The sequence below is a fragment of the Microbacterium sp. P5_E9 genome, from assembly GCF_054049175.1.
In genome coordinates, this window is the sequence record NZ_JBFUMV010000008.1 from 84,636 (window position 1) to 99,829 (window position 15,194).

At 68.7% G+C, this 15,194-nt stretch carries 12 protein-coding genes; 3 read left to right on the forward strand and 9 right to left on the reverse strand.

The genetic code is table 11. From position 1 onward, the window contains the following. The first annotated feature begins 88 nt into the window (after positions 1 to 88). Positions 89 to 1,117 carry a DMT family transporter gene (locus ACXJ3V_RS12025; RefSeq protein WP_457100542.1) on the forward strand — a complete coding sequence of 343 codons (1,029 nt, stop codon included), beginning with the start codon at positions 89 to 91 and terminating at the stop codon, positions 1,115 to 1,117. On the opposite strand, the gene ACXJ3V_RS12030 is transcribed toward ACXJ3V_RS12025, so the two are convergent. The 3 genes from ACXJ3V_RS12030 to ACXJ3V_RS12040 all read right to left on the reverse strand — a co-directional run bounded on the left by ACXJ3V_RS12030 (position 1,114) and on the right by ACXJ3V_RS12040 (position 3,654). Continuing rightward, positions 1,114 to 1,677: a YceI family protein gene (locus tag ACXJ3V_RS12030; protein WP_457100543.1), complete on the reverse strand. Its 564-nt coding sequence runs from the start codon at positions 1,675 to 1,677 to the stop codon at positions 1,114 to 1,116. The two genes, ACXJ3V_RS12025 and ACXJ3V_RS12030, sit on opposite strands and share 4 nt — an antisense overlap. Before the next feature lie 179 nt (positions 1,678 to 1,856). Next, the gene (locus tag ACXJ3V_RS12035; protein WP_457100544.1) at positions 1,857 to 2,225 is read right to left on the reverse strand and encodes an FKBP-type peptidyl-prolyl cis-trans isomerase; all 369 of its coding nucleotides are present in this window, start codon (positions 2,223 to 2,225) and stop codon (positions 1,857 to 1,859) included. Between the two features lie 208 nt (positions 2,226 to 2,433). After that, complete coding sequence (locus ACXJ3V_RS12040; protein ID WP_457100545.1) at positions 2,434 to 3,654, reverse strand: PrsW family intramembrane metalloprotease; 1,221 nt, start codon at positions 3,652 to 3,654, stop codon at positions 2,434 to 2,436. A 41-nt stretch (positions 3,655 to 3,695) separates the two neighbouring features. Between ACXJ3V_RS12040 and ACXJ3V_RS12045 the strand changes: the two genes are divergently transcribed. Next, positions 3,696 to 4,562, forward strand: coding sequence for a fumarylacetoacetate hydrolase family protein (locus tag ACXJ3V_RS12045; RefSeq protein ID WP_457100546.1), 867 nt, complete (start codon positions 3,696 to 3,698; stop codon positions 4,560 to 4,562). Positions 4,563 to 4,588: 26 nt separating this feature from the next. Here the strand turns inward: ACXJ3V_RS12045 and ACXJ3V_RS12050 are convergent, their stop codons facing one another. The 6 genes from ACXJ3V_RS12050 to ACXJ3V_RS12075 form a co-directional block, all read right to left on the reverse strand. Then, entirely contained in the window at positions 4,589 to 5,083 is a 495-nt protein-coding gene (locus tag ACXJ3V_RS12050) for a DUF4190 domain-containing protein (protein ID WP_457100547.1), read from the reverse strand. A 141-nt stretch (positions 5,084 to 5,224) separates the two neighbouring features. Continuing rightward, a complete protein-coding gene (locus tag ACXJ3V_RS12055; RefSeq protein WP_457100548.1) occupies positions 5,225 to 6,751 on the reverse strand; it encodes an aspartate ammonia-lyase in 1,527 nt (508 codons plus the stop codon). A 127-nt stretch (positions 6,752 to 6,878) separates the two neighbouring features. Then, positions 6,879 to 7,784 carry a phosphodiesterase gene (locus ACXJ3V_RS12060; RefSeq protein ID WP_457100549.1) on the reverse strand — a complete coding sequence of 302 codons (906 nt, stop codon included), beginning with the start codon at positions 7,782 to 7,784 and terminating at the stop codon, positions 6,879 to 6,881. A gap of 9 nt (positions 7,785 to 7,793) precedes the next feature. Further along, the gene (locus ACXJ3V_RS12065; protein WP_457100550.1) at positions 7,794 to 11,222 is read right to left on the reverse strand and encodes an nSTAND1 domain-containing NTPase; all 3,429 of its coding nucleotides are present in this window, start codon (positions 11,220 to 11,222) and stop codon (positions 7,794 to 7,796) included. A 101-nt stretch (positions 11,223 to 11,323) separates the two neighbouring features. Then, positions 11,324 to 11,656: a peptidase gene (locus ACXJ3V_RS12070; RefSeq protein ID WP_457100551.1), complete on the reverse strand. Its 333-nt coding sequence runs from the start codon at positions 11,654 to 11,656 to the stop codon at positions 11,324 to 11,326. Further along, on the reverse strand, positions 11,653 to 12,876 hold the full coding sequence (locus ACXJ3V_RS12075) for an anion permease (protein ID WP_457100552.1): 1,224 nt from the start codon (positions 12,874 to 12,876) through the stop codon (positions 11,653 to 11,655). The genes ACXJ3V_RS12070 and ACXJ3V_RS12075 overlap by 4 nt, the downstream gene beginning before the upstream one ends. Before the next feature lie 175 nt (positions 12,877 to 13,051). On the opposite strand from ACXJ3V_RS12075, the gene ACXJ3V_RS12080 reads away from it, so the two are divergent. Beyond that, complete coding sequence (locus ACXJ3V_RS12080) at positions 13,052 to 15,175, forward strand: S9 family peptidase (RefSeq protein ID WP_457100553.1); 2,124 nt, start codon at positions 13,052 to 13,054, stop codon at positions 15,173 to 15,175. Positions 15,176 to 15,194: the final 19 nt, after the last annotated feature.

A 15,194-nucleotide genomic window follows, 5' to 3' on the forward strand; every position in this document is an offset into this window, starting at 1 on the left:
CGTAGCGGGACCGCCGCGCATCGGCGGATTTCGGACGACGCATTCCCGGGCGGATCCCGCAGCCTTGTGCCCGGGCTAGAGTCGCCAGGTGCCGACCGAAGCCCCCTCCGCCAGCGCCGCGACCACCGCCTCGAGCGGGTCGGTGGCGAACTCGCGCGGGCTGTCCGGCGCTTCGGTCACCGTCCAGTTCGTCCTCACCGGCATCATCTGGGGCTCGAGCTTCCTGTTCATGAAGGTCGCTCTCGTCGGCCTCACCCCCGGCCAGGTCGCCTGGTCGCGCCTGGTTCTCGGGGCGCTGACGCTGGGACTCTTCGTCGCGGTGCGACGCGACCGGCTGCCCCGGAACATCAGGATCTGGCTGCACATGACGGTCCTCGCGGTGTCGTTCTGCGTCGCACCGTTCCTGCTGTTCTCGTGGGCGCAGCAGCACGTCACCTCGGGCCTCGCGAGCATCTTCAACGCGACCACGCCGATCATGACGGCGGTGATGGCGGCCGTCCTGTTCCGCGTCGAGCGCCTCAGGGCGCTGCAGATCGCCGGCATCGTCCTGGGAATCCTCGGCGTCGTGGTGATCATCGCGCCCTGGCAGGGACTGGACCTCAGCCAGAGCCTGGTCGCCCAGTTCGCGATCCTCGGCGCGACCGCCTGCTACGGCTTCAGCCTCGCCTACATGCGCAAGTTCGTCTCGAACACGGGCATGACGGCGCTCATGTTCTCGTTCCTGAACATTGGCATCGGGGCAGTCATCATGCTCGCGCTGACGCCGCTGGTCGCGGCATCCGCGGTCACCCTCGACCCCTGGATCATCGGCAGCGTGCTGCTGCTCGGATGCCTCGGCACGGGCGTCGCCTACATCTGGAACCAGACCACGGTGCGCGCTTGGGGACCCACCCGAGCATCGACCGTCACCTACATCACGCCTATCGTGGGCGTCGTGCTCGGGGTCGTGGTGCTGGGCGAGACCGTCAGCTGGAACGAGCCGGTGGGAGCGCTGGTCGTCTTCCTCGGCATCCTGCTCGCGCAGAACCGGCTGCGACTCCCTCGGCGCAATCGCGAAAGGGCGGGTGCCCCGGCGCTCGAACCGAGCTCCGACGCACCCGCCCCCGTTCGCGACTAGTCCTGCTGCAGGGCGCCCTGCAGGTCGAGCGTGATCGTGATGTCCTTGCCGACGAGCACGCCGCCGGTCTCGAGCGCGGCGTTCCACGTCAGACCGAAGTCCTCGCGGTTGATGACCGTCGTCGCCGTCGCACCGGCCTTGTAGTTGCCCCACGGGTCGGTGCCGAAGCCGCCGAACTCGAAGTCGAACGAGACCGGCTTGGTGATGCCGCGGATCGTGAGGTCGCCATCCACGAAGAACTCGTCGCCCTTGACGTGAGCACCGGTCGAGACGAATTCGATCGTCGGGTGGTTCTCGACATCGAAGAAGTCGGGCGACAGCAGGTGGGCGTCGCGGCCGGCGTCCTTCGAGTCGAGCGACGTGACGTCGACACTCGCCTCCACCTTCGCGTCGAGCGGGTTCTCCGGGGCGATCAGTGTCGCGCTCTTCATCCCGAACGTGCCGCGCACCTTCGAGATCATCATGTGGCGGACGCTGAAGCGGACCTCGCTGTGGGCGGGGTCGAGCACCCAGGTGCCCGCCTTGTAGCCGGGAACGTCGATCGTGGTGGTGTCGGTCATGGTCTTCCTCCGTCTCGATCCGTCGCGGGGCCGACGAACTCTCTGAAAGGGGTAAGGCGGCATCCAACCGATCTATTCCGGTGAATATAAAGTTTCTTCGTCGGGTTCGCCGGCCCGCGCGCAAATGAGAACGAGGGACGGATGCCGCAGCATCCGTCCCTCGTCGAGAAGAAGGTGGGTCAGCCGACCGAGATGAGGTCGATCACGAAGATCAGGGTCTTGCCGCCGAGGAAGTGGCCGCCGGCGGGGCCGTAGGCGAGGTTCGGCGGGATGGTCAGTTCGCGACGACCGCCGGTCTTCATACCGGGGATGCCGTCCTGCCAGCCCTGGATGAGGCCGCGCAGCGGGAACTGGATGCTCTCGCCGCGGTTCCACGAAGAGTCGAACTCCTCGCCTGTCTCGTACTCGACGCCGGCGTAGTGCACGGTCACGGTGTCGCCGGGCTTCGCCTCGGCGCCGTCGCCCACGATGAGATCGCGGATGACGAGGTCGGTGGGAGCGGGCCCCTCGGGGGCGTCGATCTCGGGCTTGGTGCGGTCATCAGTCATGCATCCATCCAACCCGACGAGAAGGATCGGTGCAACGCGAGCACCTCCCTGCCCCAGGGGTTGACGCTGGAGTGGGGGTTTGACACGCTGGGGTCAGACCAACTCAGCGCTCGGCAGTTTCGCAGGCATCGCCGCGACACCGAGCGCTGAGTTTTGCCGCGAGTCGGATCAATGCGGAGCGAAGCCCCGCGTTGATGCGGCAGCCTCCTCACGGCGCGAGCAGCGCCGCCCGCGCGGCGGCCGTGCGCTCGAGCAGCGCCGACTCGTCGTGGATCGCGGCCGGGTCGCGGCCGGTGATCTCGCGCTGTCGGGCCATCGCGAGGGCGGTGGCATCGAGGATGAACCCCTTCATGATCGCGGTGCGGTCGCCGCGGAGGGTCTTCGCCCAGCGCAGGCCGGTGCGGCGGCCTGCGGGAGTGGCGAGCATGTCCACCTCCTGCGGGGTGAACCACCCCGCGGTGGCGAACTCCCCGAGGCGCGTGCGGGTGAGCCTGGACTCTTCGCGGCGCAATGCGAGCACACCCAGGATGAACACGATGAAGAGCGGGATCTGAGCGAGGAGATACAGCGTGAAGAAGTCGCTGAACACGGCGGATGCGTTCCAGAAGGCGTGCAGGGCGATCGCTCCCGCGAGCCCGATCATCCAGGGCCCGACGGCCTGCGCTGTCGTGGCCCCCCGTCGCGCGGCCAGGCCGACCGCGAACCCCGTGACGCTCGTGAACATCACATGCGCGAACGGCGACATGATGCCACGCATGAAGAACGTCACCGAGGTCTGTCCGACGCCTCCTTCGATGTAGCTCGTCGCGAAGTACTGGATGTTCTCGGTGAACGCGAACCCGGCGCCGATGAGCGCGCCGTAGACGATGCCGTCGATTGGCCCGTCGAACGCTCGTCGTCCGACGGCGAAGATGATCAGCACGCCGAGCCCCTTGCCCAGCTCCTCGACGATGGGCGCCTGCACGACGGCCCCGAAGATCTCGTTGGCCTGCGTGTCGGGCGGGCGGAGCAGCACCGTCAGCAGGAGATCGACGCCGAGCGCGATCGCGACCGCGGCGATCGCACCCCAGGCGATCGCGAAGATCACGAGGCTGCGCGGCTCGGGCTCCCAGCGATCGATGATCCGAATCGCGAGCAGCACGACCGTGAGGGGCACGAGAGCCAGGATCGCGCCGACCGCCGAGGCGCCCGTGCCGACGAACGTGAGGAAATAGCCGACGAGGGCGATCAGCAGCAGCACGAGCACGCCGAAGATCCACACCGGCGCGCTGCGGCCTGATCGCGCCGGCACCGGCGCCGCAAGCGGGGCGGGCGAGACCGGTGCGCTGTCGATCGACGTCGTGGGCGCGAACGAGGGCTGCGCCAGCGATGAGGGGAACCCACCACTCGTGCGATCTCGGTCGGATGAGTCGAACCCAGGGAGCGTCATGCGACACAGCCTAGGGATCTGCGCCACGGTAGCGTGGAGCCATGCGCTTCGCCCACGTGACCTCCGCGGGCACGGAGGACCCGCGCCTCGCGCTCATCGTCGACGAGGGAGCGCTCATCGTCGAGGACCTGTTTCCCGGCGCGCCCCGGGTTCTCGAGGAGCTCATCGCCGGTGGCGATCCCCTGCTCGAGAGGGTGCGGGAGGCCGCGGACGGCGCAGGTCCCCGGCATCCGGTCGACTCCCTCACGTTCGCCTCCGTGCTGCTGACGCCTCCATTGATCCTCGCGATCGGCCTGAACTACGCCGCCCACTCCAGCGAGCTGGGTCTTCGGACCGACTCGACCCCGACCGTGTTCGCGCTGTGGCCGAACTCGCTCTCCGGCCACGACGCGATCACCACCTGGCCGCGCTCGCTCAGCGAGTCGATCGACTACGAGGCGGAGCTCGGCGTCATCATCGGCAAGCCCGCGAAGGATGTCGCCCCCGAGGACGCGCTGGACCACGTCTGGGGCTACACCGTCGTCAACGACATCACCGCGCGCGACATCCAGTACTCCGAAGCCCAGTGGTCACGCTGCAAGTCGTTCGACGGGTTCACCCCGACCGGGCCCTACGTCGTCACCGCCGACGAGGTGCCCGATCCGCAGAAGCTGCACATCTGGACCGTGCTCGACGGGCACACGATGCAGGATGCCTCGACCGCCCAGATGGTGCGTCCGGTGTCGGCGCTGATCTCGCACCTGTCGAAGTCGGTCACCCTCCTGCCGGGCACGCTCATCTCGACCGGGAGCCCAGGAGGGGCGGGCTACTCGCGCGACCCTCAGGTGTTCCTGCGCGACCGGTCGACGGTCACCGTCGGGATCGACGGGATCGGCGCGCTGACCACCCACTGCCGCATCATCGGCTGACCGCGACGTCGACCTCGCTCGCCGGGCTACTCGGACGGGCAGATGAGCGTCATGTCGACCCCGCCGATGGTGTGCGTGCCCGACCCGTACTCAGCGCAGAGGCGGGCATATTCCGCGGCGGCAGCTCCCAGCGCTGACACGATCGCGATGGTCACGATGATGCCCACCACGGTGAGCACTGCGCCGATGATGATGGCGGCGAGGGCGAAGCCGTTCCTCTGACCGGCCCTGCGACTCTGCACCAGGGCGATGATGCCCAGGATCAGCCCGACCAGCGACATGAAGAAAGACAGGATCAAGGCGACGATCCCGAGGGTGCGGCCCGGTGCCGCGGGTGGTGGCGCTGAGTACTGCCCGGTCGGCGGCGGCGCGGAGGGGTAGGCCGAGGGTGGCGGGTATGGGGAGGCCCCGGGATACGCGGGCTGCCCGGCGTAGCCATGCTGCGGGGGTGCGCCGTAGCTCGGCGGCGGCTGGTAGCCCGGCTGCGGGGGCTGCTCTGGTCCTGGCGGGTTCATCGACATGGGGTGCCTCCTGATCGCGAACTGCTCCTACCCCGACGGTACGCCGCTCGCGCCGACAATGGACCGGTCGCCCGCAGGAACCCACGGGGGCCGGTCAACGCCGAGCTGAGTTTGGCCGCGGGCACCGGCATCCGTCGATCGTCAGGAGCCGTCGTCTCCCCCGGCTGTGTCATCCGGATCCGGGTCGGCAGCGACCGGACGCGGAGGATCGGCGACGAGATTCTCGGCCGCCTGCATGATCGGGATCGCCGCGGTGATCACCTCGAGCCCGGAGAGGCGCGCCGGAGACAGCTGCTTGGCGACTTCCTCGCGGGACATGAGGCCGGCCTCGACGACGAGGTCGGCGACGTTCTGTCCGGTCAGCAGGGCGGTCTTGGCGAGCGCGGCGGAGGCCGCGTAGCCGATGAAGGGGGTGAGCGCGGTGACGACACCCACCGACGACCCGACCATCGCGCCGAGCCGCTCGCGGTTCGCGGTGATGCCGTAGATGCAATTGATCCGCAGCGTCCGCATCGCCCGTCGCATCCACGTGATCGACTGGAAGATCGAGTGGGCGATGATCGGCTCGAAGGCGTTGAGCTGAAGCTGCCCGCCCTCGACCGCCATCGTCACGGTGAGGTCTGCGCCGGCGACGGCGAAGGCGACCTGGTTGACCACCTCGGGGATCACGGGGTTGACCTTGCCTGGCATGATGCTCGAGCCGGCTTGGCGTGCAGGGAGATTGATCTCGCCGAATCCTGCCTGCGGCCCGGACGACAGCAGCCGAAGGTCGTTGCAGATCTTCGAGAGCTTGATCGCGTTGCGCTTGAGCGATGCCGAGAAGGACATGAACGCACCGGTGTCGCTCGTCGACTCGACGAGGTCCGTCGCCGTCTCGAGGTCGAGCCCGGAGATCTCGCGGAGGTGCCGGCACACGGCCGCCGCGTAGTCGGGGTGCGTGGTGATCCCGGTGCCGATCGCGGTCGCGCCCATGTTGATCTCACAGAGGAGGTAGGCGTTCTCCTTGAGGCGGTGGTAGTCCTCGCCGAGCGTCGTGGCGAACCCGTGGAACTCCTGGCCGAGGGTCATGGGCACGGCATCCTGCAGCTGGGTGCGGCCGACCTTGAGGATGTCGTGGAACTCCGTCGATTTCGCCAGGAACGCGCGACGCAGCAGGTCGAGCTCTTCCAGGAGCGTCAGAAGATCCAGGCCCAGCCCGACCTTGATGGCCGTCGGGTAGACGTCGTTGGTCGACTGGCTCCGGTTGGTGTGGTCGATCGGCGAGAGGAACGCGTAGTCGCCCTTCTCGCGTCCGGCCAGCTCGAGCGCGATGTTGGTGATGACCTCGTTCGCGTTCATGTTCGTCGAGGTGCCGGCGCCTCCCTGGACGACGCCGACGACGAACTGGTCGTGGTACTCGCCGTCGATCACGAGCTGCGCGGCCCGGTCGATCAGATCGGCCTTCTCGGCATCCAGCGCACCGATCTCGCGATTGGCCCGCGCCGAGGCCTGCTTGACCATCGCGAGCGCCTTGACGAGATCTGCGTAGACCGAGATCGGGCGCTTCGAGATCGGGAAATTCTCGAGGGCCCTGGCGGTGTGGACGCCCCAATAGGCGTCTGCGGGGATCTCGAGGGATCCCAGGGAGTCAGTCTCGGTGCGGGTGCGCGTCTTCGCGTCCAAAGCCATGGGGAAAGTCCTTGTGGGTCGATCACGGCGGTGTGAGGGGTTGTCCCGAGCCTACCCACGCCGCACTGCGCCGTGGCTCGCCGACGCGTACAGCGCGACTCCCGGCATCCGCCGCCGCGTACAGGCGTCAGGCGCCCGGCTTGCGCGAGAAGGCCTCGAGCCGCTCCTGTGGCGTGAGCCGCGCCATCCGCGCAACCCACTCGGGCGAGAAGTACTCGCCGGTGGCGGCGTCGACGACGGGCACCACCGAGTGCGTGATCGTGTGGTCGTAGACATGCACGAGGTGGAAGGACTGCCCCGCGTCCATGCCGTTGACCGAGGCCGCGGGTCGCGCGAGGTTCATCGTGTAGCAGGTGGCGGCCGCGACGCTGACGGGCACCCCGGCGAAGGTGCCGCTGGTGGAGTAGTGCAGGTGCCCGGCGAGGATCCCCCGCACGTCGCTGCCGGCGATCGCCTCGGCGAGCCGGCCGTGGTCGCGCAGCTCGAGGATGTCGAACAGCGGCACGTGGCTCGGCAGCGGCGGATGGTGCAGCGCGAGGAGCGTGCCGAGAGGAGCCGGTGTGGAGAGGATGTCGCGGAGCCATTCGAGCTGAGCCGCATCGAGGTCGCCATGGTGCCATCCGGGCACTGACGTGTCGAGCGCGATGAGGCGCAGTCCGCCGAGATCCCACACGCCGGTGACGGGCTCCTGGGTGGGTGCGAGCCCGAGCAGGTCGCGGCGCAGTGCCGGACGCTCGTCGTGGTTGCCCGCGACCCAGACCACAGGCGCGCCGAGCCGTTCTGCGACGGGCTCGACCGCCGCGCGCAGGGCCGCATAGGCCTCGGGCTCGCCGAGATCGGTGAGGTCACCGGTGAACACGATGGCGTCGGGGCGAAGGTCGAGTCGTTCCACGGCCTCGAGCGTGTGGGCGAGGTTGGCCGCGGTGTCGTAGCGCCCGCCGAGCGGGCGGTTGCCCGCGAGCAGATGGGTGTCGCTCAGGTGGAGGATGGTGCGCCGCGCGGGCGGATACTGGCCGAATTGCACGGGCTCCATGCGCCGAGTCTATTGCGGCGCCGCGAATGAGCCCGTCACGCAGGCGGGATCATATGGTCGCCCCTCGAAGACGGTCTGCCACTCCAGCTCGCTCAGGCCGCGCCCGGCGATGGCGCAGGCCCGGTCGAGCCAGATATCCGGGTCAGCCGAGACGCCGACGAAGCTGCCATCCGGCAGATCGTAGACGAGCGTGCGGTCATCGCGGGGCATCAGCTGCTCCTCCCCTTGCCTCATCGACTCGCGGAACGAAGTGCTCCAATCACCCAGCACCCAGGTGATCAGCGCGCCGTCGTCGCCGGCCGTCACAAGTTCCCCGGTCGGGCGGAAAGCCACCGACCCGACGTCGCCGACGTGCCCCTGGAGCGTCTCCATGAGCTGCCCCGTCTCCGCCCACCACAGCCAGACGCGGTTACCCGCGGTCGTCACCACCTGGCGTCCGTCGGGGGTGAACGCCGCGTCGATGACGACCGACCTCGTCTCGAGCAGGCGGATCTCGGTCTGATCGTCCAGGTCGACGATCCGGACCGCGGTGCGCCCCTCGCGGATGAGCACCGATTCGCCGTCCGGACTGACCGCGAGGATGCCCTGACCGGGGAGCTCGCCGACCAGCGCCCCGGTCCGCGTGTCGAAGATGGCCGTCGGACCGAACCCGCTCGCATAGAGAAGGGAGCCGTCGGGAGAGAACCTCACTCGTCCGAAGGCATTCGACCAGTTCGGTGCCCCAGGGTTGATCCCGGCGTCCGGGAGGTCGAGCAGCATCGGCGCATCGGGAGCCCCCATTCGCCAGATCCCGACGTTGCCCGGTTCGTCCTCCCAGGGAAGGGCTGAGATGACGGCTGCGAGCGACCGATCCGGCGAGAACTCGATGTCGATGCCGTACTTGTCGAGCCCGGTGAAGGAAGTCGCGCCACCACCTGGGTCGTCGAGGTCCACTGCTCGGACACCGGTGGTTTCGCATGATCCATCMGGCTGGCACGGATCCTCCAGCACGCTCAGAACGATCCGTCCGTCCGGCGCTTCGACGGCGTCGAGGACGATGTCGACGAGGGGTGCTTCGGTGTCACTCCCGCCGCCCTCGAACACGAACTCGCTGATCTGCGCGTGCTTCTCGAGGTCGATGACTCTGGCGTCCTCGTGATCATCCACGATGACGGCGGTTGAGCCGCCGGGGGCAAGTGACATCTGCTGCACGCCGATGTCACCGATCGTGCGCGTCACGCTCACGATGCGAGGGCTCCCGCCCATGACGTCCAGGAGGGTCCGGCGTGTTGTCGGCGAGTCCCAGAGACGGATCGCCTCCACCGCCAGCAGCAGCGCGCGTTCGTACGCAGGCTCCGCAGTGGCGAGCGCGGCGACGCGACGTGCGTCCTCGACGACCGCCTGTGCGTTCGCCGCGGCGGTCTGGACTGCTGCGAGGGTACCCGCAGCGAGGGCGACCACGGCGAGGGATGCCGCGGCGCCCGCCAGCCAGCGCAGGCGCCGCACGGAGCGCCTCTCCTGCTGCAGTTGATGCCTGGTCGCGGCGAGGTCCGCAGCTTCCCGATCGATGGACGAATCCAGGAACGCCGCCTCCACGGCGGCCAGCACCGGCCGCGCCGACTCGCGCCACTGTGCCGTCGCACTCAGCCGCGCCCCCCGGTAGAGCTCACTGTCGGGTCGCTCCATCGCCGCCCAGGCATTCGCCGCCGCGGTGACATGACGCATGATCCGCTGGCCCTCGACGTCGTCCGCCAGCCACTCCCGCAGCCGTGGCCACTCCCGCGCGACGGCCTCGTGCGCCAGTTGGAACGAATCCTCGTCGCTCGTGACCAGGCGCGCGTCGATGAGGCGGTTGACCACGCCCACGTGGGCATCGTCGACGGCGACAGATGGGCGATCGACCCGCTGACAGATCACTCCCCCGCCCCGCGAAGGCTCGACGAGCCGGAGGAGGATGTCGCGAGCCTGTCGTCCGCCCTCCTCTGAGAGCTCTGCGAACACCTCTTCCGCCGTTTGCGCCACCGCGCCCTCGATCTCACCCGAGGCGCGGTATCCGTCGACGCTCAGCACGCGCCCTTCGCGGCGCTCCCACACCTGGTGGAGCGCGTGTGACAGCAGCGGGAGATTTCGCCCATCCGCGTCGCGGGTGAGGACCTCCACCAGGCCCGGTTCGAGGATGAGTCCGGCCTGTCGCGCCGGCTTCTCGATGACGGCGCGGAGGCCTTCGGCCGACAGCGGGCCCAGCATCAGCAGATTCGACTGAATCAGTCCGGCGAAGCCGAAGTGGTCGGCGAGATCCCCGAGCCGATCTGCACGGATCGCCATCACGATCGGGCCGCGGAACACCATGCGCGCGAGCTCTTCGAAGAAGAGTCCCCTCTCGGCCGGGTCGTCGTTCGCGATCGCCTGCTCGCACTGGTCGACGATCAGCAGCGACTCGCTGTCGTGATCGACCTCGCGGAGGGTCTCGACCGGACGCTCGCCCGGTGTGACCACGATCACGCGCCTGCCGCGCGCGGCGAAATGCGCTGCAATCCCGGCCCGGACGAACGATGACTTGCCGACCCCGGACGATCCGGAGACGATCAGCACGCCCTGACGCTCGAGTGCCTGGAGTCCCCGGTCGAGCTCTTCCTCACGCCCGAAATAGCGCTCCCCGTCGTCCATCCCGGCGGGCGGGAGCCCGAAGTACGGACACTCCGCACTCGCCACACGGAACGCGACCCCGGATTGCAGGTCAGGGTCCTGGTGCAGGATCGCCTGCTCGAGCGCGGCGAGCTCGGCACACGGATCCAGGCCGAGCTCGGCGGCGAGCAGCCCGCGCCCTCGGCGCACGGTGGCCAGCGCATCGGCCTGGCACCCCTGGCGGTATTGCGCAAGGCCGAGGATGACCCAGCGACGCTCTCGCATCGGTGCTTCCGCGACGCGGGCGCGCGCCTGCGCAACGACATCGAGCAGGTCCCCCGCCTGCAGCCGCGCCTCCAGGAGGGACTCCTCCGCGGCGAGACGGATCTCTTCCAGCCGGTAGGACGCGATCTGCGCGGGCTCCCAATCGGGCAGATCGGCGAAGGGCTGTCCACGCCACAGCGTGAGGGCCTCAGCGAGCGCGTGCACAGCACGATCCGGCTCGCCGAGCTCGAGCAGCTGAGACCCGCGGGCAACGAGCCGCTCGAAGCGTTCGGCATCGAGGACAACGCCTTCAGGTGCGAGCCGATATCCCAGCGGCGTGGTCTCGATGCTCGCCGGCGCGATCAGGCGCCGCAGCCGCATGATGCATCCCGGGATCACCTTCGACCACGAGGCGGGGAGGTCGTCCCCCCAGAGAGCCGCGGCGAGGGACTCGACCCTCACCGACGTGCCGATGCGCGCGGCGAGTGCACCGAGGACCAGGCGATCACGCGGGGCGAGCTCGACCCGCCCGTCGTCGAGCGTCAGCACCCCCAGAACCCCCATGTCCATGACGCCATGGTGAGACCGATTCCGATATGCGTCAAGGGCCCTGATATCGGCCTGATACCGGCCCCCTCGCCGCCGATATCGCCGCGAAGGCGGGGGTGGGGTCAGCCGAAGATGATCAGCAGCAGCCCGCCGAGCACGGCGAGACCTGCCATCGTGAACGAGGCGTACGCGCAGACGAGCGCGACCTTCTTCTGGCCGGCGGTCAGCGGGCTCTTGCGGGCCGCCTTCGCCGCCGCCTTGCCGGCGCGAGCACGATCCTTCTCGCTGACGACCGTGATCGCATCGGTGAACTCCGCCGGCGACACCACCGGGATCCGGCCGGCCCGTACCAGCATGCGCAGCCCCAGCGAGTAGAACCCGACGACGAGGATCGCGGCGGTGATCGAGGCGGCGAACACCTGGACGAAGGCCCACCAGTCGATCGTGACGTTCACTTCGACGACTCCTTCGTGCGCCGAGCCTGCTCACGCTGGACGGCGCGCTGGCGGCGGGTGGGCGGCGGGTTGCGCTTGACGTTGACCGCCGTTCCGGACTCGGCGACCTCGCTCATCGCGTTGCCCGCGGTGACGGCGTTCACCCGCGACCGCAGGAACAGGCCCACGATGACGATGACCGCGATCACCGTGTCGATGAGGATGCCCCAGCCGTCGAGCCAGCGGACCATGAGGGCGCAGAGCGCACCCACCGCACCCGCGGCGGGCAGAGTGAGGATCCAGCCCACGCCGATGCGGCCGGCCGTGCGCCACCGCACCGTCGAACCACGGCGTCCCAGCCCAGAGCCGATGACCGAGCCGGACGCGACCTGGGTGGTCGACAGGGCGAAACCCAGCGCACTCGACGCGAGGATCGTGGATGCGGTGGATGCCTCCGCCGAAAACCCCTGCGCGGGTTTGACGTCGGTGAGGCCCTTGCCGAGCGTGCGGATGATGCGCCAGCCGCCGACGTATGTGCCGAGCGCGATCGTGATCGCGCAGGCGAAGATGACCCAGGTCTGCGGCTCTGGCGATGACTGCCAGCCGACCGTGATCAGCATGAGCGTGATGATGCCCATCGTCTTCTGTGCATCGTTCGTGCCGTGCGCGAGCGCGACCAGCGACGAGGTGAAGATCTGGCCAGGGCGGAACCCTGTGCGGCCGTCGGCTTTCGCGTCGTAGCGCCGCGTCAGCGCGTAGGCGAGCTTCGTGGCCGAATAGGCGATGATGCCGGCCGTGATCGGCGCGATGACCGCCGGCAGGATGATTTTGGACAGCACGACGCCGAAGTTGATCGCGGATGCGCTCACCCCGACGATCGTCGCGCCGATGAGCCCACCGAACAGCGCGTGCGACGAGCTCGACGGAAGTCCCAGCAACCACGTGATCATGTTCCAGGTGATCGCGCCGATGAGGCCGGCGAAAATGACCGCGGGAAACGCTGAATGCGATATCTGGTCCTCGTTGATGATCCCGCCCGAGATCGTCTGGGCGACTTCGGTTGAGAGGAACGCACCGACCAGATTGAGGATCGCAGCGATCAGCACCGCGACTTTGGGCTTGAGCGCGCCGGTCGCGATCGGGGTCGCCATCGCATTGGCGGTGTCGTGAAACCCGTTCGTGAAATCGAAGAACAGTGCCAGTGCAATCACCAGCACGACCATCAGGGCTACGGTATCCACCGTTCGCTTTCCTTAGAGAAGAGGAGAGGGGGAGCCGACGAAATCGGCGATGCGAACGAACAGTTCTGCGGGGGTTCATGCTCCGTTAACCGAGCCACCAGGTATCCTCGCACATTCGGGCGAGATCGCAGAACGTTCCGGGCTCGCACTCGAATGCCTCGGCTAGCGTGGTGATGTGACCGCATCCGACGCCGCTGCCGCGGCATCCGCCCTCCCTCCCGTCGCCGACCGCCGCCCGTTCGCACGCACCTTCCACGGCGATGCGTTCGAGGACTCGTACGAGTGGCTGCGCGCGAAAGACGACGCGGAAGTCCTCGCGCATCTCCGGGCCGAGAACGCGTACACCGAGGCGCGCACCGCGCACCTGGAGGGGCTGCGGGAGCAGATCTTCCAGGAGATCAAGGGACGCACCCTCGAGACCGACCTGTCCGTCCCGAGTCGGCGCGGCGACTGGTGGTACTACGGGCGCACTGTCGAGGGGAGGCAGTACGGCATCCAATGCCGCGCGCCGCTCGCCTCGCCCGAGGACTGGACCCCGCCGGATCTGTCGCCCGATGCCGAGGTCGCCGGCGAACAGGTGCTCCTCGATGCCAACGTCGAAGCCGAGGGCCACGACTTCTTCTCTCTCGGCAGCTTCGAAGTCTCCAATGACGGGGCGCAGATGCTGTACGGCGTGGACCTGGACGGCTCCGAACGCTACACGATCCGCGTGCGCGACATCGCGACCGGCGAGATGCTTGCGGATGAGATCCCCGACACGTCCGCGGGAGCCGGCTTCTCCCCCGACGGGCGGTTCATCGTCTATACGACGGTCGACGACGCGTGGCGCCCCGACACGGTCTGGCTGCATGAGCTGGGCACCCCGGTCGAAGACGATGCGAAGCTGTTCCATGAGCCGGACGAGCGGTACTGGGTCGGGGCGGGGTTCACCCGCAGCGACCGCTACCTTTTCATCGAGCTCGGCTCCTCCATCACCTCCGAGGAGTGGATTCTGGATGCCGACGACCTGCGCGCCGAGCCGCGCGTGGTGTGGCCGCGCCAGGAGGGCGTCGAGTACGAATCCAGCCACGCCGTGATCGACGGGGAGGATGTGCTGTACATCCTCCACAACGACGGGGCATTGGACTTCGAGCTCGTGCGGGTCGCGGCATCCGATCCCGCAGGCGCACGCGAGGTCGTCGTCGCCCACCAGCCGGGACACCGCCTGCTGGGAGTCTCGACTTTCCGCGACTGGGCCGTGCTCGCCTACCGCCGCGGCGGCCTCGCCCGGCTGGGGCTGCTCGACTACGCGTCGGGCTCCGTGAACGAGCTCGAGTTCGACGAGCCGCTCTACGCCGTCGGCGGCGGCGGCAACCCGGAGTGGGCGCCGCCGGTCCTCCGCATCGGCTACGGGTCGTTCACGACCCCGGGCACGGTCTACGACTACGTCATCGCCACCGGCGAGCGGCTCCTGCGCAAGCGCCACCCGGTGCTGGGCGGCTATGAGCCCGCCGACTACGCGCAGGCCCGGGTGTGGGCGACCGCGCAGGACGGCACGCAGGTGCCGATCTCACTCGTCTGGAAGCGATCTTTCGGCGAGGCCGGAACCTCGGTGCGGCCTCTGCACCTGTACGGCTATGGGTCCTACGAGCACTCCATCGAACCCGGATTCTCGGTCGCCCGCCTGTCGGAGCTCGACCGTGGCGTGATCTTCGCCGTCGCCCACGTGCGTGGCGGCGGCGAGATGGGGCGCCAGTGGTACGAGGACGGCAAGCTCCTGCACAAGACGAACACGTTCACCGACTTCGTCGACTGCGCGCGGCATCTCGTCGAGGCCGGCTACACGGCGCCGGACCGGATGGTCGCCGAGGGCGGCTCGGCCGGTGGCCTGCTGATGGGGGCCATCGCGAACCTCGCGCCCGAGCTGTTCGCGGGGATCCTCGCCGACGTGCCGTTCGTGGATGCGCTGACCTCGATCCTCGACCCGTCGCTGCCCCTCACGGTGATCGAGTGGGACGAGTGGGGCAATCCGCTGCATGATCCCGCCGTGTACGCCTACATGAAGGCGTATTCGCCCTACGAGAATGTGCGGGCGGATGTCGCGTACCCGCGGATCCTCGCCGTCACCTCGCTCAACGACACGAGGGTGCTGTACGTGGAGCCGGCGAAATGGGTCGCACGACTGCGCGAGGTCGGCGCGGACGCGCTGCTGCGCTGCGAGATGGTCGCCGGCCATGGCGGTGTGAGCGGCCGCTACAACGCGTGGCACGAGCGTGCGTTCGAGCTCGCCTGGCTGCTCGACATCCTCGGCGCCGCCTGACGGCAGGCGGCGGCCCGCA